The sequence below is a fragment of the Arthrobacter silvisoli genome (genome assembly GCF_003369445.1).
Taxonomy (GTDB): Bacteria; Actinomycetota; Actinomycetes; order Actinomycetales; family Micrococcaceae; genus Arthrobacter; species Arthrobacter silvisoli.
In genome coordinates, this window is the sequence record NZ_QRCU01000032.1 from 26,260 (window position 1) to 49,984 (window position 23,725).

24 protein-coding genes are annotated in these 23,725 nt (G+C 66.1%); 9 read left to right on the forward strand and 15 right to left on the reverse strand.

Annotation, left to right across the window (positions count from 1 at the left end; translation table 11 throughout):
- Position 1: 1 nt before the first annotated feature.
- From DWV11_RS07810 to DWV11_RS07825, 4 genes are all read right to left on the reverse strand, one after another.
- The gene (locus DWV11_RS07810) at positions 2 to 865 is read right to left on the reverse strand and encodes a glycosyltransferase family 2 protein (protein ID WP_342767728.1); all 864 of its coding nucleotides are present in this window, start codon (positions 863 to 865) and stop codon (positions 2 to 4) included.
- Between the two features lie 282 nt (positions 866 to 1,147).
- Positions 1,148 to 2,449 carry a M18 family aminopeptidase gene (locus DWV11_RS07815; protein ID WP_115788323.1) on the reverse strand — a complete coding sequence of 434 codons (1,302 nt, stop codon included), beginning with the start codon at positions 2,447 to 2,449 and terminating at the stop codon, positions 1,148 to 1,150.
- A gap of 10 nt (positions 2,450 to 2,459) precedes the next feature.
- Positions 2,460 to 2,762, reverse strand: coding sequence for a hypothetical protein (locus DWV11_RS07820; protein ID WP_115788324.1), 303 nt, complete (start codon positions 2,760 to 2,762; stop codon positions 2,460 to 2,462).
- Positions 2,763 to 2,873: 111 nt separating this feature from the next.
- Positions 2,874 to 3,572: a TetR/AcrR family transcriptional regulator C-terminal domain-containing protein gene (locus DWV11_RS07825; RefSeq protein WP_115788325.1), complete on the reverse strand. Its 699-nt coding sequence runs from the start codon at positions 3,570 to 3,572 to the stop codon at positions 2,874 to 2,876.
- A 292-nt stretch (positions 3,573 to 3,864) separates the two neighbouring features.
- Between DWV11_RS07825 and DWV11_RS07830 the strand changes: the two genes are divergently transcribed.
- The 3 genes from DWV11_RS07830 (at position 3,865) to DWV11_RS07840 (ending at position 4,867) form a co-directional block, all read left to right on the forward strand.
- Positions 3,865 to 4,122 (forward strand): hypothetical protein, encoded by a 258-nt coding sequence (locus DWV11_RS07830; protein ID WP_115788326.1) that lies wholly within the window; start codon positions 3,865 to 3,867, stop codon positions 4,120 to 4,122.
- Positions 4,123 to 4,138: 16 nt separating this feature from the next.
- Entirely contained in the window at positions 4,139 to 4,354 is a 216-nt protein-coding gene (locus DWV11_RS07835) for a hypothetical protein (RefSeq protein WP_115788327.1), read from the forward strand.
- A gap of 75 nt (positions 4,355 to 4,429) precedes the next feature.
- Entirely contained in the window at positions 4,430 to 4,867 is a 438-nt protein-coding gene (locus DWV11_RS07840; protein WP_136017888.1) for a hypothetical protein, read from the forward strand.
- Between the two features lie 8 nt (positions 4,868 to 4,875).
- Here the strand turns inward: DWV11_RS07840 and DWV11_RS07845 are convergent, their stop codons facing one another.
- The 5 genes from DWV11_RS07845 to DWV11_RS07865 all read right to left on the reverse strand — a co-directional run bounded on the left by DWV11_RS07845 (position 4,876) and on the right by DWV11_RS07865 (position 10,626).
- Entirely contained in the window at positions 4,876 to 5,574 is a 699-nt protein-coding gene (locus DWV11_RS07845) for a response regulator (RefSeq protein WP_115788329.1), read from the reverse strand.
- Complete coding sequence (locus DWV11_RS07850; RefSeq protein ID WP_115788330.1) at positions 5,571 to 6,908, reverse strand: sensor histidine kinase; 1,338 nt, start codon at positions 6,906 to 6,908, stop codon at positions 5,571 to 5,573. The genes DWV11_RS07845 and DWV11_RS07850 overlap by 4 nt, the downstream gene beginning before the upstream one ends.
- Positions 6,909 to 7,058: 150 nt before the next feature.
- On the reverse strand, positions 7,059 to 7,952 hold the full coding sequence (locus DWV11_RS07855; protein ID WP_115788331.1) for an ABC transporter permease: 894 nt from the start codon (positions 7,950 to 7,952) through the stop codon (positions 7,059 to 7,061).
- Positions 7,949 to 8,968, reverse strand: coding sequence for an ABC transporter ATP-binding protein (locus tag DWV11_RS07860; protein WP_115788332.1), 1,020 nt, complete (start codon positions 8,966 to 8,968; stop codon positions 7,949 to 7,951). The genes DWV11_RS07855 and DWV11_RS07860 overlap by 4 nt, the downstream gene beginning before the upstream one ends.
- 113 nt (positions 8,969 to 9,081) lie before the next feature.
- On the reverse strand, positions 9,082 to 10,626 hold the full coding sequence (locus DWV11_RS07865; protein ID WP_245953499.1) for a bifunctional phosphatase PAP2/diacylglycerol kinase family protein: 1,545 nt from the start codon (positions 10,624 to 10,626) through the stop codon (positions 9,082 to 9,084).
- Between the two features lie 242 nt (positions 10,627 to 10,868).
- On the opposite strand from DWV11_RS07865, the gene DWV11_RS07870 reads away from it, so the two are divergent.
- Both DWV11_RS07870 and DWV11_RS07875 read left to right on the forward strand, forming a co-directional pair.
- Entirely contained in the window at positions 10,869 to 11,132 is a 264-nt protein-coding gene (locus DWV11_RS07870) for a hypothetical protein (protein WP_115788334.1), read from the forward strand.
- A gap of 23 nt (positions 11,133 to 11,155) precedes the next feature.
- The gene (locus DWV11_RS07875; protein WP_115788335.1) at positions 11,156 to 11,869 is read left to right on the forward strand and encodes a phosphatase PAP2 family protein; all 714 of its coding nucleotides are present in this window, start codon (positions 11,156 to 11,158) and stop codon (positions 11,867 to 11,869) included.
- On the opposite strand, the gene DWV11_RS07880 is transcribed toward DWV11_RS07875, so the two are convergent.
- The 5 genes from DWV11_RS07880 to DWV11_RS07900 all read right to left on the reverse strand — a co-directional run bounded on the left by DWV11_RS07880 (position 11,802) and on the right by DWV11_RS07900 (position 16,999).
- The gene (locus tag DWV11_RS07880; RefSeq protein WP_115788336.1) at positions 11,802 to 12,986 is read right to left on the reverse strand and encodes an MFS transporter; all 1,185 of its coding nucleotides are present in this window, start codon (positions 12,984 to 12,986) and stop codon (positions 11,802 to 11,804) included. The two genes, DWV11_RS07875 and DWV11_RS07880, sit on opposite strands and share 68 nt — an antisense overlap.
- Entirely contained in the window at positions 12,983 to 13,630 is a 648-nt protein-coding gene (locus DWV11_RS07885) for a TetR/AcrR family transcriptional regulator (protein ID WP_115788337.1), read from the reverse strand. Before DWV11_RS07885 ends, DWV11_RS07880 begins: the two co-directional genes overlap by 4 nt.
- Before the next feature lie 2 nt (positions 13,631 to 13,632).
- Positions 13,633 to 14,211, reverse strand: a complete 579-nt coding sequence (locus DWV11_RS07890; RefSeq protein WP_115788338.1) for a sugar O-acetyltransferase — start codon at positions 14,209 to 14,211, stop codon at positions 13,633 to 13,635.
- 419 nt (positions 14,212 to 14,630) lie between these two features.
- Entirely contained in the window at positions 14,631 to 16,031 is a 1,401-nt protein-coding gene (gene xylB, locus DWV11_RS07895; protein ID WP_115788339.1) for a xylulokinase, read from the reverse strand.
- Positions 16,028 to 16,999, reverse strand: coding sequence for a sugar-binding transcriptional regulator (locus DWV11_RS07900; RefSeq protein ID WP_115788340.1), 972 nt, complete (start codon positions 16,997 to 16,999; stop codon positions 16,028 to 16,030). Before DWV11_RS07900 ends, xylB begins: the two co-directional genes overlap by 4 nt.
- Positions 17,000 to 17,187: 188 nt before the next feature.
- Here DWV11_RS07900 and DWV11_RS07905 point away from each other — a divergent pair, with 188 nt between their 5' ends.
- From DWV11_RS07905 to DWV11_RS07920, 4 genes are read left to right on the forward strand one after another with little or no spacing between them, the layout of a single operon-like run.
- The gene (locus DWV11_RS07905) at positions 17,188 to 18,531 is read left to right on the forward strand and encodes an ABC transporter substrate-binding protein (RefSeq protein WP_115788341.1); all 1,344 of its coding nucleotides are present in this window, start codon (positions 17,188 to 17,190) and stop codon (positions 18,529 to 18,531) included.
- 26 nt (positions 18,532 to 18,557) lie between these two features.
- The gene (locus DWV11_RS07910; RefSeq protein WP_115788448.1) at positions 18,558 to 19,526 is read left to right on the forward strand and encodes a carbohydrate ABC transporter permease; all 969 of its coding nucleotides are present in this window, start codon (positions 18,558 to 18,560) and stop codon (positions 19,524 to 19,526) included.
- Complete coding sequence (locus DWV11_RS07915) at positions 19,523 to 20,443, forward strand: carbohydrate ABC transporter permease (protein ID WP_115788342.1); 921 nt, start codon at positions 19,523 to 19,525, stop codon at positions 20,441 to 20,443. Before DWV11_RS07910 ends, DWV11_RS07915 begins: the two co-directional genes overlap by 4 nt.
- A gap of 23 nt (positions 20,444 to 20,466) precedes the next feature.
- Complete coding sequence (locus DWV11_RS07920; protein ID WP_115788343.1) at positions 20,467 to 21,984, forward strand: mannitol dehydrogenase family protein; 1,518 nt, start codon at positions 20,467 to 20,469, stop codon at positions 21,982 to 21,984.
- Positions 21,985 to 22,020: 36 nt separating this feature from the next.
- Here the strand turns inward: DWV11_RS07920 and DWV11_RS07925 are convergent, their stop codons facing one another.
- The gene (locus tag DWV11_RS07925; protein ID WP_115788344.1) at positions 22,021 to 23,703 is read right to left on the reverse strand and encodes an ATP-binding cassette domain-containing protein; all 1,683 of its coding nucleotides are present in this window, start codon (positions 23,701 to 23,703) and stop codon (positions 22,021 to 22,023) included.
- Positions 23,704 to 23,725 lie beyond the last annotated feature (22 nt).

Here is a 23,725-nt window from a genome sequence, read left to right on the forward strand (position 1 = left end):
GCTAGGCGCTCCGGATCATGGACAGGACACTCTGGGGGTCGGTGGGCGTGTGCGGAACTCTCACGTTCGCGTACGCATACGCCACCCGGCGGAGTGCTTCGGGCCGGGCCCCGGCGGTAGGCGCCTCCCAGAGCAGGCATTCCCGCGCGAGCGTCACCAGGACGCGCCACCCATCATGGAAAGTCTGCAGATGCGAGGCCCCCGAGATCCGGCCCAGCTCGTTACTGGGTACCTCCGCGATCCGCAGGCCACCTCTGGCTGCCCGCACAATCAATTCGGTCTCGATCTCGAAACCGTCCGATTCAGGCTCGAGGACACTCAGACACTCCTTCCGGAACGCCAGGTAGCCGTAGCAGAGATCGGAATAGTTGCTGTGAAGGACGGCGTTGGCCAGGCCGGTCAAGGCCCGGTTGCCGGCGCTCCGCAAATGAGTCAGGTCCTGCGACCCACCCCCAGTGACGTAGCGGGAACCCTTGACGAAGTCGTAGTCGTGCTGGAGCGGGGAGACGAACCAGCCGATTTCCTGGGGGTCCATGCTTCCGTCCGCATCCAGCATCACTATGATGTCGCCGGAGGATGCGGCGAATCCGGCCCGCACCGCGGCACCTTTTCCTTTTCTCTGCTCGTCCACGACGACGACGTCGGGACGCAGTGCCCGGGCAACCTCCACGGTATTGTCCCGGGAGTGTCCGTCGACGATTACCACTTCGTCCACATACGACGGCATGCGGCGAAGGACCCACGGAAGGTTCATTGCTTCGTTCAGCGTGGGGATTATGACGCTTACTGATGCCCTCGAGGACTCCACGGCAAGTCTCGGGAAGGAAACCGGGGGCTGGGTGGAAATGGACAAGTGCCTCACCACTTCACGACATTACGGACGGAACCGCTGCACTAAGCCCGAAGGTTGAGTACAGCGCTATCTTCTTATCCGGTCATGTGTCAGGTCTCTGGCCTCCAGCTATCAACGCCTATGACGCTGGCCGTGACGCCTAGTTTAGGGTTGGCCCAAAACGGTCGTCACGAGTAGTGGGTACTCGTTTTTGCCGTGAAGCTCGGGCTTTCCTTTCAAGTAGGGGTAAGTACTTGCTACGAACCCCGATACCCGGTATCACGCGAGCATCAGCATCCGGCCGCTGCAACCGCATTAAGCGGCCGTCCGGAAGAACAGCTCTGCGACGGCGGCGAGCGAGTGCGGGTCCTTGGTGCCGCACAGCTCGCGGGCCGAGTGCATGGACAGCAGCGGAATGCCGACGTCGACCGTCCGGATCCCCAGCCGGGTCGCCGTCAGGGGGCCGATGGTGGAGCCGCAGGGGATGTCGTTGTTGGAGACGAACTCCTGGTAGGGAATACCGGCCTCCGCGCACAGCCGTGCCCAGAAGGCGGCGCCGGTGGCGTCGGTTGCGTAGCGCTGGTTGGCGTTGATCTTCAACAACGGCCCGCCGTTGAGGACCGGTCGGTTGGCGGGGTCGTGCCGTTCGGGGTAGTTGGGGTGAACGGCATGGCCGGCGTCCGCAGAAACACAGAACGACGCCGCGAAAGCCTGCCGCCTCTCGCTCACCGAGGCGCCCAGGCCGTCCGAGATCCGGGTAAGGATGTCTTCCAGGATCGGCCCGCACGCCCCGGAGCGGGACGCGGAGCCGATTTCCTCGTGGTCGAAGGCGGCCAGCACGGCGATCGGGCCGCCTGCCTGGGCCACCGCGGCGTGTGCAATCAGCGCCGCCAATCCAGCGTGTGTGGAGGACAGGTTGTCCAGGCGGCCGGAGGCGAAGAATTCGCCCTTCGCGCCGAACACTGCCGGTTCCTGGGTGTCGGCGACCACGATGTCGTAACCGCCGATCTGTGCCGGATCCACCTCCGCGTCGGCGGCGAGGAGCCCCAGCAGGTCATCCGAGCCGGGGTCGCCCAGGCCGAAGACCGGGTTCATGTGCTGCTGCTTGCCCAGGGCGAGGCCCTCATTGACGGCGCGGTCCAGGTGGATGGCCAGCTGCGGGAAGCGCAGCAGCGGGCCTGTGGCGATGAGGTGCTCGGTGCCGTCGAGCATCACGAGCCGCCCGGCCAGGCGCAGTTCGCGGTCCAGCCACGAATTCAGCAGCGGGCCGCCATAGACCTCCACACCGGCCTGCAACCAGCCGAACTTGCCCGTGGTGGGCTTGGGCTTGAGTTTGAAGGACGGCGAATCCGTGTGCGTGCCCAGGATGTTGAAGGGCGTGACGGGACCGGCGCCGCCGGGGACCACCCAGGCGATGAGGGCGCCGTCGCGGATCACGTAGAACGCGCCGCCACCCTTGGACGGGACCGGCCAGGCCCGTGCCTCGTCCAGCCGGGTGAACCCTGCGGCGTCGAGCCGGCGGGCTGCTTCGTGGACGGAGTGGAAGCTCGACGGCGACGCGGTCACGTACGCGCCGAGGTCCTTGATGTGCTCTTGTGCTGTGGCAGTTGACGGCATGGCTCCGAGTCTAGATGGTCACATTCAGCGCCGCCGTGTAGCCCGTCTTCGCCGAGCCGGCCATGGTGGCCAGCTGGTACATGCCGCCGGTGGCGTCCGCTCCGGAAAGGGGCGCGCAGCCGTTGGCGTTGTCGGGCAGGGTCAGCCTGACCGTGAGCGGGACGCCGCCCGCCTTGGTGCAGGAGGTGCCGAAGCTGGTGGTGGTACCTAAGGTGCGACGGCGGCTCAGGAGCGTGCAGAGGTCGGACTCGAATCCGTGGTCGCGGTTGGGATGGGGCCGTTGTTTCGGGGGGGTGCCGGGTGGAGTAGTCATGACTTCATCGAAGCCCGGGCGCCTCTGCCGGGTGCGGGTTTCTGTGCCGGGTGCGGGTTTCTGTGCCGGGGCTGTGGACAGACTGGGTATCTGAGGAGCGAACCCCCGTCCTCAGATTGCTGCAGCCGGGGCGAACTGCTGGCTGAGACCCGACAGGAGGATGCTCATTCCTTGGTCCAGTTCCTGTTCCCCGTTGTATTCCAGGAGTTCGGGGGCCATGCGTCGCAAGTGGGGGAAATCGCGTAGCGGCAGGCGCTGGAGCCCCAGTCTGAGGAGTGCTTCGTTTTCCTCGGGGTCCGCAATGAGTTCCTGCAGTTCGTTCAGGATGTGCCCGTAGAGGAAACCGTAGAAGGCGCGGTAGACGTGCAGCGCGTCGGCCGGAGTGAAACCGGCATCGATCAGGAGCCCCAAAACCTGCTCCAGGGGCTTCAGCGTTCCCGCTGGACGCAGGCCCAGCGGTGTCGACAAAGGCCCTGTCACGATCACGGGCACGACGTTCGGGTGCAGCAGGCACACGCGGCGCAGCTCGTGCGCCATGCGGCGCAACTGCTCCTCCCAGGATGTGCCGTCGTCCGGGAAGACCTCCACTTCCTCAAGCACGAGCTCGACCACGCCGGCCAGGAGTTCTTTCCGGCTGGCAGCATGCCGATACAGGGCCATCGGGTCGCGGCCAAGGGCCTGCCCGAGCCGCCGCATGCTCAGGGCTTCAAGACCGTCCGCATCCACCAGATCCAGGGCCGCGCGCACAACGATGCGGCGGTTGAGTCGCCTGGCGCGGGGATCATACCCGGCTGTGTCAGTACGTTCCATTGTCATCTCCGACCGTCCGAGCGGAGCTCCCGGGAACACGCTCCCCGGGAAACTTTGCCTTGAAAATGCTTGCTTTAGCTGACCTGTAGATCTACAGTGTAGACAAGAAGCGAAGTCTACATCCGATGCCTACAGTGTAGACGGCATTTGTGGGCAATACCATACGGACCGTGCCGCCGTCCGGTACGAAGCCAGCACCCGTCCTTCGCCCACCTGTGTGTGCGCCGTCAGGGGTGCCGCTGTCCCGGTCACCGCGGCCGGCAGCTGCAATACCAACATCGAAAGGCCCCCGATGGCCGTTTCAGAAATTGGCCGGTTCCTCGCCGAAGCCACCGTTCCGGACACCGACCCGACGCGCTGCCTTGGGCTCGACCAGCTCTTTGGCCTTTACATCAGCTGGTGCGGATTGAACCACCACGCCCCGGGCACCGAGGCCGACTTCCGGGCAGCGATAAAACAGCATGGCATCAACCTCTCGGCCCCGGGACTCCGGAAAACCGGACCCGCAGCCATGGATTACATCCTCGCGACGTATCCCGCCTTGCCCTGAACGGGAAGGAAGAATCATGACCAGAGCAGCCGACGTGTCGCTGTCCTACGGACCAGACGGCACCGCGTACCTCGTCCAGTGCGGAGCGTCCTCAAGGGGCCGCCTCTTCCAGGAACTCAAGGCCGCACTTCGCTACGCCCAGAAACACAACACCAAGCACCACCATGGCGCGGCGCCCCGGATCCGGGAGCACAACGCGCAGGAAATGGAATTCGGCGGCAGGGACGACTAACCCCGAACGCCCGGAACGCCAGTGCGGCGCGGGTGCAACGACGCCGCACTCTTAGCTAAGAAGAAGCTGATTGACATGGACAGTGACAATCCCGCTTTTGGGCAATCCTCAAACTCAGCCCCACCGCATGCCCTCCCCCTCTGGTGCGACACGTGCCGGTCAGACAAGCACCTGATACTGCACTCCATCGATTCGCTGCCGGCCGGCAGGGACGAGGCGCTGGTGCACGTGATCTACGCCTGCACCGCGTGCGGCTCGTTTCACGCCCATGCAGCGCCCTTCGAGCACGTCGCGGCCCTGCTGAACAAGAGCGACACCATCCCGGGCCTGATGCATTTCGGCGGGGGATACCTGCACTGCGGAATGCCGATGACCTTGGTCGGCGTTGCGCGACGGGTCATCCAAGCACCGCCGGATCGGGACGGCGACCCCGAGGACGGCCTGCCCGACGTCGAGTTTGCCACGAAAATCGCGCAATGCGAATGCGGATTCCGGCTTGAGCTGCCCGCCTAGCGGCACCGTCAGTAATCCGGATTGTTGCTGGGAATCACCAGCCCGCTTTCGTACGCGTACACCACCACCTGGACCCTGTCCCGCAGGTGCAGCTTGGTGAGGATCCTGCGCACATGGGTTTTCACCGTGGCTTCGGACAAGAAGAACTTGTGCGCGATCTCCGCGTTGGAAAGGCCCTCGGCGATGGCCTGGAGCATCTCGGTTTCGCGCGGGGTGAGCTCGTCCAGCAGCGGGTCCCTGTGCTGCGGAGGGGCTTGCCCCTGCGGGCGGCCGCCCCGGACATAGGTTTCCAGCAGCCGCTGCGTGACCCGTGGCGCCACCACGGCATCCCCGCTGGCCACGAGCCGCACCGCGTGTACCAGTTCCTCCGGAGCCACGTCCTTGAGCAGGAACGCCGAGGCACCGGCCTGCAGTCCCGCGAAGGCGTACTCGTCCAGGTCGAAGGTGGTGAGGATGATGACCCGGGCGGAAGAATCCAAGGCACTCAGCTGCCGGGTCGCTTCGATGCCGTCCATCCCGGGCATCCGTACGTCCATCAGGATGACATCCGGACGCAGGGCTGCGGCCTGGGCCAATGCCTCTTTGCCGTCGGACGCCTCGCCCACCACGTCCAAGTCCGGTTCGCCCTCGAGGATGAGCCGGAAGCCCATGCGCAGCAGCGGCTGGTCGTCCGCCAGCAGCACTTTGATCGTTCCGTCTCCGGTCATGGCTTCCCCTTGTCGCCGTTCCAGTTCAATTCCGCATGGACCTGCCAGCCGCCGGCCGGCCCGGGACCGGCGTCCACGGTGCCGGCGTAGATCCTCGCCCGCTCCCGCATGCCATTGATGCCCTGGCCGGTCCCGATTCCGGGGACACGGGCTCCGGCACCGCCCGCTCCGGCGCCGTCGTCGCGGGCGCCGCGGCCGTCGTCGAGCACGTCAATGGCCACCTTGTCCCCATCGCGCTGCACGCGGACCTCCACCAGCCCCAGCGAGCGGCCGTAGCGCAGCACGTTGGTCAGGGACTCCTGCACGATCCGGAACACCGTGAGCCGGAAGGCGGGATCGTCCGGCAGCGCCGGGCCGGTGTGCGAAAAGTGCAGCGGCAGCCCCGCCGTGCGGAAGCCCTCCAGCAGGGTGGCGAGGTCCCCCGAATCCGCGGGGGCGAGCGGCGCGGGGCGGCCCGAATCGTCCCGCAGCACCCCGAGCACCCGGCGCATGTCCGCGAGCGCGGTGCGCCCGGTGCGCGACAGTTCACCGAGCACCTCCGCGGCGCGTCCGGGATCCTTCCGGACCACGACGGCGGCCCCGTCCGAGAGGCTGACCATCACCGTGAGCGAGTGCGCGACGACGTCGTGCATCTCCCGGGCGATCCGGTTCCGTTCCGTCACGGACCCCAGCCGGGCAGTGCGGGCGGCCCAGGCGCGGATCTCGGACTCGTGCTCGCGGCGCTGCCGCACCGAGATGCCGATCCCGGTGGCGATGAGGTTGGACAGCAGGATGCTGATGGCCGCGGTGATGTTGCTGATGAGGTGGTAGTTCTCGGGGACCTGGTCCCCCGGCCCACCCGGACCGCCGGGGCTGGTCCACATGAACAGGTAGAGCAGCGTGAGCGGCAGGCTCGCCGCGGCGAACACCATGAGGGCAGAACGCCGCGGCCGCACCACGGCCACCGCGTACAAGGCGAACCAGAGTCCCGCGGACACATTGGTGCCCCATGGGTGCAGAAGGGTCACCCCGAGTTCCATTAGCGCGACGGCGGCCGTCACTGCCAGCGGGAAAACCCGGCGCAGGAAGAGCGCCGCGGCAGTGGCCAGGAGCAGCAGCCCGGCCGGCCATTTGCCGTCCGCGATGCTGCTGATCAAGGTTGACAGCGCGAGCAGCAGGTAGCAGAGCACCACCACCGCGTCCATGGTGCGCGGGTGTTCGTAGAAGAACCGGCGCAGCCTGCCGCGGCGCCGGGCCGTGATTTCGGCGAAGGACGCGTCAGCCGCCGGGGCTGCGGGCAGGGGTCCGTCCTGTGCCGGCGGAACCGCGTCCCTTGCCGGCGCTTCGTCACTCATGGATCGAGCCTAGACCGGTGCTGTCCGAGGTTGTGATGCTCCCGGCCTTCATGCCGAGTTCGCGGGAGGACTGCGGGGTCGCCGGAACGTTCCAGCGACCCCGCAGCTCTCCCGCGACCCCGAAGGGCGACGGAGCGGTTACGGTGCGGATCAGACGTCGCGCTTCTTGAGGGCAAACAATGCCGGAAACATGAAGAGGATGACGTAGCCAAGGAAAATCAGGCCGCCCTGCCACGGGTCCAGGATGCCGTCCGCGTGGCCGATCGAGAGGAAGCGGCCACCGGCTTCACTGGGCAGGTACTGCGGAACGTACTTCCAGAAGTCGCCCGGCACAAAGGCCAGGAAACTCCCGGCGAACGGCAGGACGAACATGATGGCCACCAGGATGGTGATGCCGCCCGCCGAGTTCTTGAGCAGGGTGCCCAGGGACAGGCCGATCAGGGCGACACCGGAAACGTAGAGCCCGCCGGTCAGCAAGCTGTAAAGGACGCCGTCCGTGCCCCAGTCCAGGTCCAGGCCCATTCCGGTGAACATCGGCGCGGCCAGCAGGAAGCTGAGCGCACCGCCGGCGATGGAAAGGACGTAGGAAACGACCACCAGCACCACGGCCTTGGCGACGAAGGTGGACAGACGGTCCGGGGCGGCGTTGAAAGTGGAACGGATCATGCCCGTGGCGAACTCCGAGGCAATGAAAAGCACCGCCAGGGAGCCGAGGACCAGGATGCCGATGTTCAGGCCGGCGTTGGGCAGGTTGTAGAGCTCGAAGCCCTGGCCGGGCGGGATGGATTCCGCGGCCTGCTGCGGGGTCATTTTCTGCCCGCCGGGCCCTTCGGTGCTCGTCATCTGGTTGATGATGCTCCACCGGGCGAGGGCTGCGAGCATGGCGACGCCGACGATCGCCACGAAGGTGCCCAGCACCAGGATCTTGGTGCTGAGGAGAGTCCGGAACTTGATGAATTCCGAGTCGAGGACCCGGAAGAAGTTCACTCCGTGGGCGCCGGACGTCGAAGGGACGGGCGTGCGGGAGGCAATGGCGGTGCTCATCGCTGGGATCCTTCCATGGCGGCGGCTTCGGCGTCGGACATCCTGCGGGTCCCGGGGGCACCGCTTCCGGGGGCCCCGTTCACGGGACCCGGCGCCTGGCCGGTGTGCGACTCGAGGTGCGAGTGGTACTCCACCTCGTCCCGGGTCAGCTGGAAGTACGCCTCCTCAAGGGACGAAGTGAGCGGTGTCAGTTCATAGACGAGTACGCGGTTTTCGAGCGCCAGTTCGGCGATCCTGCGCGGGTCGATGCCCGAGACCTCGAGGGTTTCCGGCTCGTTCTGGTCCACGCGGACCCCTTCGCCGGCCAGCAGCACGCCCAGGCGTGAGGTGTCCGGGGTCCTGACGAGGGTGCGCTTGCGGGTCTGGCTTTCGATCAGTGCGTCCACTGTGGTGTCGGCAATGATCCGGCCGCGGCCGATGACGATCAGCTGATCAGCTGTCTGCGCCATCTCGGACATCAGGTGGCTGGAGATGAAGACCGTCTTGCCTTCGCGGGCAAGGTACCGGGCGAGGTTGCGGACCCACAGCACGCCTTCGGGGTCCAGGCCGTTGACCGGCTCGTCGAGGATCAGGGTCTGGGGATCGCCGAGGAGCGCGTTGGCGATGCCCAGGCGCTGGCCCATGCCGAGGGAGAAACCGCCGGCCTTCTTCCGGGCGACAGCACTGAGGCCGGTCATGTCGATGACTTCATCGATCCGCTTCTTCGGGATGCCGTGGGTGGCGGCCATGGCCCGGAGGTGGTTGTAGGCGCTGCGGCTGGTGTGCACCGCCTTGGCGTCGAGCAGGGCGCCCACCTGGTGCAGCGGTGCCTTGTGCTTGGCATACGGCAGTCCATTCACGGTGACGCTGCCGGCGGTAGGCCGGTCCAGGCCCATGATCATGCGCATGGTGGTGGATTTGCCGGCGCCGTTGGGGCCCAGGAAGCCCGTGACCTTTCCGGGCTGGACGGTGAAGCTGACGCCGTCGACGGCGGTCTTCTCGCCGTAGACCTTTCGCAGCCCTTGTGCCTCAATCATGGAGTGCCCCGATCATGGAAGTGTCCCTTCCCTTTCGCTGAAGCTGAGTGTTGTTGACGGTATTAACAACGCTAGCCACGAAGGCCCCGGGTTTCGCCTGTCCCAGGGATGATTCAGGGTCGGATCAGGGTAGTCCTCATGGATGACCCCGCTGTCCCCGCAGCAGGCGAGTACACCCGGAGGTGGCCCGGCCCGACGCTGAACTCGGCACTGCGCACACCAGGGAGGGGTTCGCCGTCGACCGCCAGCACCAGCGGCGCGTCCAGCGCCTGGACGCTGATCCGGGAGGCCTCGCGCAAATGCGTCACCTTGGAACTGCCGGCGGTTCCGGTAAGCACGCCCCACAGCAGCCGGAGCCGGGCAAAAGGTTCGTCCGCGGTGACCATGCGGATGTCCAGGACGCCGTCGTCCATCACGGGGCGGGCCAGCGGCGCGAGGTCCCGCGGGTAATACCGGCCGCGGCCGAGGTAGAGGATCCAGATCCGGTGCCGGACACCGTCGATCAGCAAGGTGGTGGGCGAGGCCGCACCGAAGGTACGCAGCCCCGCGATCAGGCCGGCCAGCGGCTTGCCGAGGGCGCCTTGGAGCCGTTCGCGGCGGCGCACCAGGTTCGGATAGACGCCGATGCTGGCGGTGTTCAGCATGGCGAACTCGCGGACCTCGTCCGTACCGTCCTGGCCGCGGCCGGCCGTCACCAGCCCCAGGTCTGCCCGGATCCCGCTCCCTGCCGCCGCGGCCGCCACGGCGTCCTCGAGAGTGGCGATACCGGCGTCACGTGCGAAGTGGTTGAGCGTCCCGCCGGGCAGCACCAGCAACGGCAGTCCGTGTTCGACGGCGGCGGCTGCCGCCGTGCCGACCGTCCCGTCGCCACCCCACACGCCCAAGGCCTTGGTCCCCGGCAAGGCAGCGGCTTCCTCGATGACGGCGGTGACATCATCGTCGTCGCCGGCCTCCCGGATGTGTGCATTTGGGAACGTTTCCCGCAGGACTTCGCCGGTCTCGGGCGAGTAGGAGCCGCCCTTGGCGTTGACCACGATCGCCAGCCCGGCGCCGTCGGCGATCCGCGGGAGGGCTTCGTCGCTGCGGCGCTGTTCCGGCTGCTCGGCACGTGCCGGCCACCACCGCCGGGTGAGCAGCGCTGCGCCGGCGCCGATCGCGGAACCGAACACGACGTCGGAGGGCCAGTGCGCGCCCGTGTGGACGCGGGAATAGGCGACGCCGGCGGCCACCGGGGCAAGCAGCGCGCCGGCCGCCGGATGGACGAAGGAAACTCCCAGGGTAAAGGCCACCGCGGAGGCGGAATGGCCCGAGGGCATCGAGGAGCTGGTGGGCTGCGGGTGGACGAAGCGAAAGACCGGGAGGTGCTCGGGCAGAGGCCGGGTGCGCGGGAGGAGCGCCTTGAAACCTAGGTTGGTGACGGCGGATGCCACACCGAGGGCAAGCAGGCCGTGCACGGCGGCCCGGCGGGGCTTCCCAGGAACGGTGGCGAGGGCTCCGGCGACGGCGAACCACAGCTTGCCCTTGGTGGCAGAGGCGGAGAGCTTGCGGAAGAAGGCGTCGTGGTTCCCGTGCGGCCAGCGGGAAATCCTGCGGAGCACGGCGCGGTCGAAATCGGCGATCCGGCCCGGGCCCCGGCGGATCCTGTGTAGCTTGGGCACGGGGCGCAACCCGGCGCTGTGGCGGCGCAGCCGGTGCGAAGGGCGCAACCGGTGCGAAGGGCACAACGAAAGTACAGGGCGCAGCAGAGTCCGCATGGGGCCACAGTACTCCAGGGCCTGGGCGGGCGGCCGGCGGACGGGGATGGCGCGGTCAAATGCTTAAACGGGTGCCGCCGGCCACATAACGGGGGTGTGGCCGGCGGCTTGTATATCCGGTGGAGGAGTGCGGTTTCCACCGGAACTTGTGGACCCGGAGCAAGATCCGGGCGGGCCCAAACGGGCAGCTTCGGGTTGGTGCTGCCCGGAACCTGGAAGGTGGGCATGATCTCCAGCATGCGCCCAATGCGTCCAAGACCGCGGCGGCGGACGCCGAGCGGCTCGGATACGAAGCAGGCCGCCAGGCCCTCGTGGCCGACGCACACCGCAGCGGACTGCTGGACGTCTTCGAACTGGCCTCGCTCACCGGGCTCACCCCGGAGCACATCCGCAAGATGACCCGGGGATAAGGAAGGCCTCCTAGGATGGGCTGATGGGGAGCCTCCAGCCACGCAGACTCAGCCCGGGCGGAACGCTCGCGGCAGCCACCGTCCTGCTCACTGTTGCCGCGGTCCTTGGCGGCATGCTCCTCGCCGGTCCGGCCCGGCCGCCCTTCCAAGCCGCCGACACTGCCTGGCACGATGCCATGCTGGGCCTGCGCAATCCGTTCTGGGATCTCGTGAACCTGGTGCTCAACTGGGCCGGATACACGGGGATGTTCGTGTTCCACGCCCTGCTGGCTGCGGCGCTGATCGTGCGGCGGCGTCCGCGGATGGCCCTCTTCAGCGTGGTCTCCGGGCTGGTGGTCACTCTCCTGGTACAGCTCATCAAAGTGCTCATCCAGCGGCCGCGGCCGGGCGACGCCGGGGTGTTCACGGAAACCTATTCATACCCTTCGGGGCATGCTTCCAGCACGGCGGCCTTCGTCGTGGCCGCCGCGCTGCTCATCGGCCGGGCCTGGGCCTGGGTGCTGTCGTCGATCGGGACCGTCGCCATGATGCTCAGCCGCACCTACCTGGCGGCCCACTGGCTGACTGATGTGGTGGGCGGGGCAAGCCTGGCCACCGCGGTGGTCCTGTTGCTCTGGGTCCCCGTCCAGAAAGCATGCCTTGAGGAGAATATAAACGCGCGCAGGCTGCTTACCTGGAAGGCAAGGGTTTCGCGGCGCCGGCGAGAAGCAGGGCCAGCAGGATCGGAGCCCCGATAGCCAGCAGCGCGAAACGGATGCCTGTGTGGTCACCCAGGTAGCCCAGCAGCGGCGGTCCGGCCAGGAAGGCAACGTAGCCGATCGTTGACACCACGGACACCCGCGCAGCCGCGTGTTTGGGATCGTCCGCGGCGGCAGACATGCCCATGGGGAACGCCAAGGCCGCACCGATGCCCCACAGGCCCGCACCGATCGCCGCGAGGACGATGTTCCCCGAGAACACGAACAGGGCCAGGCCCAGGGCCGCGGCGCCCATGCTGGCGCGCAGCACCGCCACCCGACCGAAACTGTCGATCGCACGGCCGCCAAGGAAACGCATCATGGTCATCGCCGCGACGAACAGGGCGAACAGCAGGGCACCGGTGGATTCGCTGGCCTGCATGCCGTCCACCGCGGCCTTGGCGATCCAATCGTTGCCCGCGCCTTCGGTCAGGGTGGCGCCGAGCACGACGACGCCGATCAGCAGCGTGCGGCCGTCCCGCCAGGCCGAAGCGCCCTTGCCGGCGGCAGCACCGCCGTCGGACTCCGTGTGAGCGGCAGCGTGCGGGATGAAGTAGCGCGGCGCGGTCAGGGCCAGCGCGACGGCGACGGCGGCAATGACCAGGAGGTGTTCCGGCAGGCCGACGCCGAGCTGCGAGAGCCCCGCACCGATGAGCGCGCCCAGGAAGGCGCCGCCGCTGAAGGCCGCGTGGAACTGCGGCATGATGGTCCGGCCAAGGCGGTGTTCGACGTCGGCCCCTTCGATGTTCTGGGCCACGTCCCAGACGCCGACGCCGATGCCGAGGAAGAAGAGCGAGATCGCCGTGGGCACTACGGCGGCCGCCATGAGCGAGAAGGCCACGCCGCAACCAGCGGCACCGAGGAGCAGGCCGGCGAAGCGGACGGCATTCGCCGTACCGATCCGGCTGATCACCCAGCCGCTGGAGGGCAGCGCCACGAGGGAACCGACGGCGATGCAGAGCAGCAGGGTGCCGATCTGTCCGGAGCCCAGGTGCAGGGTTTCCGCGACTGCAGGGATGCGCGCTGCCCAGCTGGCGAAGACCAGGCCGTTCATGCTGAAGACCAGGAAGGTGGCCGTGGCGGCGGCCCGGACGTTGGTGCTGGTAGTGAGGGTCATTCGTGCGGGGCTTCCCTGGTGGTGTGGGGTGCAGTGGTGTCGGGTGTGGTGCGGGTGGTGATGCGGGCGACCGCCTCGGCGGTGCGGGCCCGGCTGTGCGGGTCCGGGTCGCTCGCCCGTTCGGCCTCGCCGTCCGCTCCGGCAGCGCCGTGCGGCTCGGTGTCCAAGGCCGCGTGGATGGAGAGGCCTTCGATCAGCGCGTCCAGCATCCGGCAGGTGACCGGGTCGAAATGCAGCCCCAGCGCCCGCCGGCTCCGCGCCATCCAGTCGCGGGTGATGGCCCGGAATTCCGGCTTCCGTGCCGCCAGCGTGTAGAGCTCATGGGTCAGGACCAGTTCGCGTTGCGAGTCCAGGAGATCCTCGTGGATCAAGTCCACCACGGCCTGCCGGGCGGCGTCGATCCCTTCGGCCCTGCCAAGGCGCTCGTCGAAACGGTCCGAGATGGAGGTGCCGAATCGGGTGAAGGCCTCGGTGAGCAGTTCGTCCATGCCACTGAAGTGGTAGCTCATGGACCCCAGCGGCACCCCGGCGTGGGCGGCGATCTTCCGGTGCGAGGCACCGGCGACGCCTTCGGCGGCAATCACGTCCAAGGCTGCGTCGATGATCCTGTCCCGGCGGTCCGGGTCGAAACGGCGGGTGGCCACGCCTAGATCTCCCGGATGACGCGGGCGGGGTTGCCGACCGCGACACAGTTCGCGGGCACATCCTTCGTGACCACCGCACCGGCGCCGATGACTGAGTTCTCTCCGATGGTGACGCCGGCCAGCACGATCGCGCCGCCGCCCAGCCAGACGTTGTCACCAATGGTGATCGGCTTGGCTGCTTCCAGGCGGTCGCGTCGGGGCTGTGGATCCACCGGGTGGGTGGGCGTGAGGAGCTGGACGTTCGGCCCGATCTGGCAGTCTTCGCCGATGGTGATCGGGGCGACGTCCAGGGCGGTGAGGTTGTAGTTCACGAAGGTACGGGCACCCACCGAGATGTAAATGCCGTAATCGACATATATCGGCGCCTTGATATGCACTTCCTCGCCCACGCGGCCCAGGAACTCCGACAGGATGGCCTGGGAACCCAGCGGATCCTCCGGGTACGCGGCAGCGAACTTCGCCTGCAGGCTCATGGCCCGCTGGGCTTCCTTCTCGCTTTCGGGGTCGTCGGCGATGTAAAGGTCCCCGGCGAGCATGCGTTCGCGGTTGCTCCGCGGATCTCCAGCGAAGTAGTCGGTCATATGTACGATCGTACACATCGGAAGGACCCGGCGGAAGCGCTGCGCCGGTACGCGAGGGGAGTGCAGCCCTATTCCTCGTGGAACTGGCGGTTGACGTTGGACAGGTTCCGGTAGCCGGGAGGCTTGGGCCGCGGCGGCCATACCGTGGATACCACTCCCCTCAAGTGCTCATTGTGGGGGTTTCCTCCGCGGAATGTCCGCCACAAGTGAGCACTCATCCCACGGTTCTTGAAAGGAAACCCGCCATCCCGCCGGTGGACGGTTCGATCGCCGCCTTCGTGGCCATCGACGCCGATTCCGCCCACCCCCGTGCCCGACGGCTTGGACCTCGAGCAGGCCGCCACGGCGGAACCGGTGTCCGTGGGCGTGTAGGCAGCGCGGAAGGCCGGGGTGATGAAAGGCGGGAAATCGCGCGCTGGCTAGACGCCATAAACGTTCATGCGGGCCTCTACATAGCGGCCCCGGACTTCGGCGCCCCAATCTCCCTGGGGTTCGTACGTCACTTCTATGGTGCGCTTCCATGTCGGGTAGGTTCCCGTGGCCGCCCATGCTGCCTGCCGCGCGGCTCCGAGTGCTACATATTCCCCTGATGCCGGAACTTCTACGGGGACTCCCAGCACGCTGGCTGCCGCACGCCGCAGGGACTCCGACTTTGCGCCCCCGCCGATGAGCAGCACACTTTGTGGAGCCACCCCGGATTCCCTGAGCAGGTCTACGGCGTCGGCCAGTGAGTTGAGCACGCCCAGGACGGATGCGCGGGCCAGGTTCTGTTGATTCATGTTCTCCCGCGTCAGCCCTGCAAGGGTTCCGTGGGCGTCTGGCAGATTGGGCGTGCGCTCTCCGTCAAGGTAGGGCAGCAGGGTCAGGCCGCCTGCGCCGGGATCAGCTTTGAGGGCCAGGGAATCCAGGGTCTCGAGGTTGACGTTGAGCATCTTGGCGGTGGCGGCCATGACGCGGGCGGAATTCATCATCGCCAGAAGGGGCAGGTGGTTGCCTGTCGCGTCTGCGAAGCCGGCGACGGCTCCGCTGGGGTCGTGGGTGGGGGCAGGAGAGGTGGTGAATACGGTGCCCGAGGTGCCGACGGAGATGATGATCTCCCCTGGGCTGATGCCAAGCCCGAGCGCAGCCATTGCATTGTCACCGCCGCCGGCGCCCAATAGGGCACTGTCTGCCCCCCAGCCTTCCCGGATCGTCCCGGCGGGCTCGTTGGAGGGGACGATGTCTGGCAGTTGGGGTCGGTGGCCGAAGAAGCGTTCCAGCAGATCAGTGCGGTAGCTGTTCGTGACGGGCGAGAAGTAGCCTGTCCCGGAGGCATCGCTGCGGTCTGTGGTGAACTCGCCGCCCAGCTCGAAGTTGAGCCAGTCATGTGGGAGTACGACTCGGGCAACACGGGCTGCTGTTCTGGGTTGGGTGCGTGCCAGCCAGGCAAGTTTGGTGATGGTGAAGGATGCCACCGGGACAAGGTTTACTGCGTCGATCCAGCCTTCGGGGCCAAGCTCGTCGCGTAGTCTCACGGCATCGGGTGCGCTTCTTGTGTCGTTCCAGAGCAGGGCATCGTGGACAGGGGCATTGGATTCGTCGAGCGCGACCATGCCGTGCTGTTGTGCGGCAACGGACGCGGCCGCGACCGAGCCGCGGAAGCTGTCTGCGCCGGCCGAATGCCATGCCTGGCGCAGCGCTTCGCTCCAGATGCGGGGATTAATGGCTGTCCCGTCGGGGTGGCTGGCCGATCCGGCAGAAACAATCTCTCCGTTCTCCGCGTCAACGGCCAGGACCTTGCACGATTGGGTCGAGGAGTCCACTCCGATGACGATGCTCATGCGTTGTTCCGCTCTTTGTCGCTTGTTCCGGCCAGGGCTGCTGCCAGTGGCCGGTCGATGATCAGGGTAGTGATAAAGCCGGCCTTGGCGGCGGCACGAACAGCTTCCGCCCGGGCTGCACCTTGGGCTACGGCGATGACTTGAGGGGTTCGCTTGAGTTGATCGACGGTTACCGCAATGACGCGTGCATCCAGTTCGGTCACCACGGGCTGGCCATCCGCATCCAGGAGCCGTCCGGAGCACTCGCTTACGGCCCCGGACTCGCTGGCTTTCCTCCGGACCTTGTTGTCAACACGTTCCCAGACAGTTGACTCGTTGGGTTTCCAGGCGCCAACTGCCACTACGGCCAGGTCCAGGGAGTCGCCTTTAGCCAGGGCTTCGGCGATTTCCGGCTGGCGAAGGAGTCCGGTGGCGGTTGTTACGTCGTCAACGACCAACGGTGCCCAGAGGGGCCAGGTCCGCCCGCCGCTGAGGCGTCCGAGCCGCTGGATGATTTCCATCGGGTTGCCGTCCCCCGCCGTAGGCAGGGCGCCGGCGAGTTGCACGATGTCGCTCTTCGGAAGCGATTCAATGTGATGCGAGGCGATATCCAGGGTCCGGGACCATGAGATCCCGATAGTGGTCCCTGCCCTGGCAATGCGCGCGATTTCTTTGGCCGCAGCCTTCCCGAGAATGGTGCGGGCATGGAGCTCATCGACTGCCGGGTCAACAACGACGACATGCTGAATACCCAACAGGGATTCGATCCAACCGGTATCAGCCCGCTCCGAGGGGAAGTGCACCACAATATCCACGATTCCTGTCGCGCGGGCCTCCTCGAGCAGTCGCGCTACCTGGAACCGCGAAATGTTATAGCGGCTGGCGATATCCACCTTGGGCATGTTCTCGAGGTAGTAATCCCTTCCGACATGGGCAAGGAGTTCCCGATGGGAGAGCCCCGCTAGGGCTTCCTCGGACTGTTTTACCATGTGGACCTCCGGCCGTCACGAATGAGCATTACCTCTTGCTCAAATGAGTATATATGACTAAGGTCACTCGTAGACATATGAGCAATCGTAAACGCTCAAACGAGCAGACCTCCCCATTCTTCTTGGAATACCTGGGGCAGGAAGCAGACTCGGTGCACGTTTGAAGACAGAGAACAAAGGAGTCCTTAATGCGTTCAAGAGAGCGCGCCGCCCTGGCCGCAGGCGCCCTGTGTATGGCCTTGACCGTCTCGGCCTGTGCGGGTGCCGGCGGCGGAAGCACGGCCGGTGACCAGAAGAGCATCAACGTCCTGATGGTGAACAACCCGCAGATGGAGGATCTGCAGAGACTCACGGCGGATAGCTTCACCAAGGAAACAGGGATCAAAGTCAACTACACGATCTTGCCGGAGAACGACGTCAGGGCCAAGATCAGCCAGGAGTTCTCCAGCCAGGCCGGACAGTACGACGTGGCCTCCCTGTCCAACTATGAGATTCCGTTCTACTCCGCGAACGGCTGGCTGGCGCCGCTGGACAATGTCGCGAAGGATCCTGAGTTCAACCAGGCCGATATTATGCCCGCCTACACCGCATCACTTACGGGCAAGGACGGGAAGCTGTACGGGGAGCCGTTCTACGGTGAGTCCTCCTTCCTGATGTACCGCAAGGACATTCTGGAAGCCAAGGGCCTGACCATGCCGGAGAAGCCAACGTGGGATGAGGTGGCCGAGATTGCAGCGCAGGCCGATGGCGCGGCCCCGGGTATGAAGGGCATTTGCCTCCGTGGCCAGCCGGGCTGGGGCCAGATCTTCGCACCGCTGACCACTGTTGTTAACACTTATGGCGGTACCTGGTTCGACAAGGACTGGAATGCAAAGGTCAACTCCCCGGAGTTCACTGCAGCGGTCGAGTTTTACACCAAGCTGGTCCGCGAACACGGTGAAGCAGGCGCTGCGCAGGCCGGGTTCACCGAATGCCTGAACAACATGAGTCAGTCCAAAGTGGCCATGTGGTACGACGCGACGTCGGCCGCCGGCGCGCTGGAATCCGACGCCTCCCCGGTGAAGGGGAAGATCGGCTATGCCCAGGCACCGGTCAAGGAAACCAAGTCCTCCGGCTGGCTGTGGACCTGGTCCTGGGCGATGCAGGCCGCCTCCAAGAAACAGGATGCGGCCGGGAAATTCATCGCCTGGGCCAGCTCGAAGGAATATGAGGAGCTCGTGGCCTCCAAATTGGGCTGGGCCAGGGTCCCGTCCGGGAAGCGCATCTCAACTTACGAGAACACTGAGTTCCAGAAGGCTGCGCCGTTCTTTGAGGCCGAGCGCTTCGCCATCGCGAACGCCGACCCGAAGAACCCGGGCGTGCAGGAGCGTCCCGCCGTGGGAATCCAGTTTGTGGGCATTCCCGAGTTCGCCGGGATGGGCACCAAAGTCTCTCAGGGTGTCAGTTCCGCCATCGCAGGCCAAGGCACTGTGGCCGATGCGCTGGCCAAGGGCCAAGCAGCCGCCGAAAAAGTCGGCAATAGGTACAAGTAGCAATGACCGAATTGCAGGAGAACATCATGACTACCGCAACGGCGCGCGTCTCCCGCCCGGGACACCACGCAACCAAACCTTCACGAGACAGCCGCGCGCGGGAACGCGCCCTGGCCTGGGCTCGGCGCGCACCGCTGCTCCCGGCGCTGGTCTTCCTTATTCTGGTCACCCAGCTTCCGTTCGTGGTGACGCTGATCATCTCGTTCATGAACTGGAACAGCCTCAGCCCTGACAAGACAGGTTTCGCCGGCCTGGAGAACTACCTCACGGTCCTCACCGACCCGGACCTGCGCCAGGCGATCCTCACCACCATCCTCCTCACCGTCTCCGTGGTCCTGGCCAGTCTGCTCATTGGCCTGGGCCTGGCGCTGCTGCTGGACAAGAAGTTCATCGGCCGCGGACTGGCCCGGACCCTGTTGATAGCACCGTTCCTGGTGGTGCCCGTTGCCGCTGCCCTGATCTGGAAGCATGCCCTCCTCAACACCACGTACGGGCTGCTCAACGGCATCCTGACCTGGATCTGGTCGCTGTTCGGCAGCGACACGCCTCCGCAGCCGGACTTCCTGTCCCAGGCCCCGCTGATGGCCGTTATCGTCTCTCTGGTCTGGCAGTGGACACCGTTTATGATGCTCATCCTGCTCGCGGGCCTGCAGTCGCGTCCGATGGACACCGTGGAAGCGGCCCAGATGGACGGCGCCACGCCCTGGGCGGTCTTCCGGCACCTGACCCTTCCGCACCTGCGCCAGTACCTGGAACTCGGCGGCCTGCTCGGAGCGATCTACATTGTGCAGAACTTCGACGCCGTCTTCACTCTCACTTCAGGAGGACTCGGTACCGCCAACCTGCCCTACGCCATCTACCAGACGTTCTACTTTGCCAACGAATACGGCTTGGCATCCGCCGCCGGCGTTGTGGTGGTCATCGGCACCATCATCGTGGCCACCTTCGCGCTCCGCACCGTTTTCTCGCTCTTCAAGAAGGAGGCAGCACGATGAGCACCCTCACTCCTGCCGCAGCCCGCAAGTCGGCCCCCGCCGCGCCGAAAACCCCCAGCGCCGGATCACCCCGACGCGGGAAATCGCGCATGGACCCCACCCGCAACAGCACCGCCGCCGGCCTCGCGGCCTGGCTGCTCGCCCTGCTGTTCGCCGCCCCCGTCCTGTGGATGATCCTGACCTCCTTCCACTCCGAAACCGACGCCGCCACGAACCCGCCGTCCATCGCAGCGAACCTCACTCTGGACGCCTACCGGGAGTTCTTCGGCGAGACGTCGGGTGTGAGTCCGTGGCCGCCGCTGATCAACTCCGCCACAGCCTCGATCCTTTCCACTGTCCTGGTTCTGGTCCTGGCTATCCCGGCCGCCTACGCCCTGTCCATCCGGCCGGTGAAGAAGTGGACCGACGTAATGTTCTTCTTCCTCTCCACGAAAATGATGCCGGTGGTGGCGGCGATCCTGCCCCTCTACCTCTTCGCGAGAACAGTCGGAGCCCTGGACAACATCTGGTTCCTCATCTTGATGTACACGTCCATGAACCTGCCCATCGCAGTCTGGATGATGCGGTCCTTCCTCGCCGAAGTACCGGAAGAAATGCTGGAAGCCGCCCAGATCGACGGCGCCAACCTCCTGCTCATCCTGCGCAAAATCATCGCCCCGGTCGCGATGCCCGGCATCGCCGCCACCGCCCTGATCTGCTTCATCTTCAGCTGGAACGAACTGCTCCTGGCCCGCGTCCTCACCGGCGTGGTGGCAGGCACCGCGCCCGTCTTCCTGACAGGTTTCGTCTCCGGCCAGGGTCTCTTCCTCGCCAAAGTCTGCGCCGCCGCCGTCATCATCTCCCTGCCGGTACTGTTCGCCGGCTTCGCCGCCCAAGACAAGCTCGTCCAGGGCCTCTCGCTCGGCGCCGTCAAGTAGCGCCCTACCGGAAGGCAAAGAAAATGCAAGCACTCACCAGCGCAACTCTCCACGACATCAACACCACCTTGGCCAAACCGGGCTATGACCGCGCTGCCTTGCAGGCCGGGATTGTCCATTTCGGCGTCGGCGGCTTCCACCGCGCGCACCAAGCGATGTATCTGGACCGCCTCATGAATGACGGTAAGGCACTGGACTGGGCAATCTGCGGCGTGGGAGTCCTTCCCGCCGACGCGCGGATGAAGGAGGTCATGGACAGTCAGGACTGCCTCTACACCCTGGTGGTCAAAAACCCGGACGGGACCCGTGAAGGACGGATCATCGGTTCGATCATCGAATACCTCTTCGCACCCGACGACCCTGAGGCCGTCATCGAGAAAATGGCATCCGAAGGCATCCGGATCGTCTCACTCACAGTCACTGAGGGTGGCTACAACTTCCACCACGTCACCGGTGAATTCAACGCCGGAAATCCCGACGTCGTCCATGACATTCAGGCAGGAACCGCGCCGCGAACGACGTTCGGGCTCATCACTGAGGCGCTCTCCCGGCGGCGGGCCCGCGGGCTGGCACCCTTCACGATCATGTCCTGCGACAACATCCAAGGCAACGGCGACGTCGCCCGCAAGATGTTTGTCTCCTACGCCCGGCTGAAAGACATCGAGCTTGGGGCCTGGGTCGAAGAGCACGTGCCCTTCCCGAACAGCATGGTGGACAGAATCACCCCGATGACCACGGTGGAGGATCGCGACGCCATCGAGGAGGCTTTCGGGGTGAACGACGCGTGGCCGGTTGTGTGTGAACCCTTCGAACAATGGGTGCTGGAGGATCACTTCAGCCTCGGACGGCCTCCCTTCGAGAAGACCGGCGTCCAGATCGTAGAAGACGTCGAACCCTACGAACTCATGAAGCTGCGGCTGCTCAATGCCAGCCATCAGGGCATGTGCTATTTCGGCTATCTGGCGGGATACCGCTACGCCCACGAGGTCTGCCAGGATCCGCTGTTCGCGCGATTCCTGCTCGACTACATGGACAAAGAAGCAACCCCGACGCTGCAGCCGGTGCCAGGGATCGACCTAGAGAGCTACAAGCGCACGCTCATCGAGCGTTTCTCGAACGAGCACGTCCGCGACACCCTGGCCCGGTTGTGCGCGGAAAGCTCGGACAGGATTCCCAAATGGCTCCTGCCTGTCATCCGCATCAATCTGGAGAACGGCGGCGAAATTCAGCGGTCCGCAGCCATCGTGGCAAGCTGGGCCCGGTACGACGAAGGCAAGGACGAGCAGGGGCAGCCGATCGATGTAGTGGACCGGCTGAAGGAATCCCTCATGGCGGCCGCCTCGCGGCAGCGCCAGGAGCCGCTCTCATTTATCTCTCAGCGTGAGGTCTTCGGTGACCTGATCGACAACGAAGACTTCGTGACGGCCTACAGCAGCGCCCTGACACGTCTGCACGCACAGGGGTCCCGGGCCACTGCCCAATGGGTGACCTACGATGGGGCGCCAGCCGGTTCGGAATCCACAGCAACGGCGCGGCAATGATGGTTGTCGCCGCGGCTGCCCGCTAACGGCAGCACCCTACCGCGCCCGCTCCACCCGGCTTTCGTCCCACACGGGCTCGGCGGATTCGTAGACCTTGCCGTCCGAGCCGAACACCAGGAAGCGGTCGAAGGACTTGGCGAACCAGCGGTCGTGGGTCACGGCCAGGACGGTGCCTTCGAAGGCGTCGATCGCGCGCTCCAGCGCCTCCCCCGAGTGCAGGTCCAGGTTATCCGTGGGCTCGTCCAGGAGCAGCAGGGTGGCACCGGAGAGTTGCAGCAGCAGGATCTGGAAACGGGCCTGCTGGCCGCCGGACAGCGAGTCGTACTTCTGCTCCGCGGAGCCCACCAGGCCGTAGGCATCGAGGGCGCCGGACGCGGCTTCGCGGCCCAGGCCGGAGCGGTGCTCGTCTCCGCGGTGCAGGATGTCCAGAAGGGTGCGGCCCAGCAGGTCCGGCCGGGAGTGCGTCTGGGCGAAGAAACCGGGCCGGATGCGGGCGCCGAGCTTCACGGTGCCTTCGTGCGGCACCTCGGCGATTTCGACGTCGGACACCGGCAGGTGCTCGCGTTCGGGGTCGGTGCCGCCGGCGGCGAGCAGCCGCAGGAAGTGGCTCTTGCCGGAACCGTTGGAGCCGAGCACGCCCACGCGGTCGCCGAACCAGATCTCGGTGGAGAAGGGCTTCATCAGGCCGGTGAGCTCGAGCTTCTCGGCCACCACGGCGCGCTTGCCGGTGCGGCCGCCGCGCAGGCGCATCTGCACGTTCTGTTCCAGCGGCAGGGCCTCGGGCGGGCCGGCCTCCAGGAACTTGGCCAGCCGGGTCTGGGCGGCCTGGTACTTGTTGGCCATGTCGGAGCGGAACGCGGCCTTGGTCTTGTACATGTTGACCAGTTCCTTGAGCTTGACGTGCTCTTCGTCCCAGCGCTTGCGCAGTTCCTCGAAGCGGGCGTTGCGGTCCGCCCGGGCCTCCACGTAGGAGCCGAAACCGCCGCCGTGGATCCACGCACCGGCGCCGTTGATGCCCGGCTCCAGGGTGACGATCCTGCCGGCGGCGTTGTTGAGGAGTTCACGGTCGTGGCTGATGAAGAACACGGTCTTCTTCGACTCGTTGAGCTTGTCCTCCAGCCAGCGTTTGCCGGGGACGTCCAGGTAGTTGTCCGGTTCGTCGAGGAGGAGCAGATCGTCCGGGCCGGCGAAGAGCGCTTCGAGGACCAGCCGCTTCTGCTCTCCGCCGGACAGGCTCGACGCGCGGCGGTGCTGGGCTTTGTCGAAGGAAACCCCCAAGGCCGCCATGCAGACCTCGTCCCACACGGTCTCCACGTCGTAGCCGCCCGCGTCTCCCCAGTCCACGATGGCCTGGGCGTACCGCATCTGGGTGGGCTCGTCGTCGTGCTCCATCATGGCGAGCTCGGCGTCCTCCACGGCCTTCGCGGCCGCTGCCAGTGCGGGCGGCGCGGCGGAGACCAGCAGGTCCCGCACGGTGGATTCGTCGCGGACCTGGCCCACGAACTGGCGCATGATGCCCATGCTGCCGGAGCGGCCCACGGTGCCTTCGTCCGGGGTGATGTCCCCCGCGATGATCTTGAACAAGGTGGTCTTGCCGGTTCCGTTCGGTCCGATCAGCGCGGTCTTGCTGCCGTCCGGGACCTTGAAGGTCACACCGTTGAGCAGCTGGGTGCCGTCGGAAAGGAAGTAGTCGATGCCGGAAACGTCAATATGGGCCACTGCCCAATCTTCCCATGCGGCG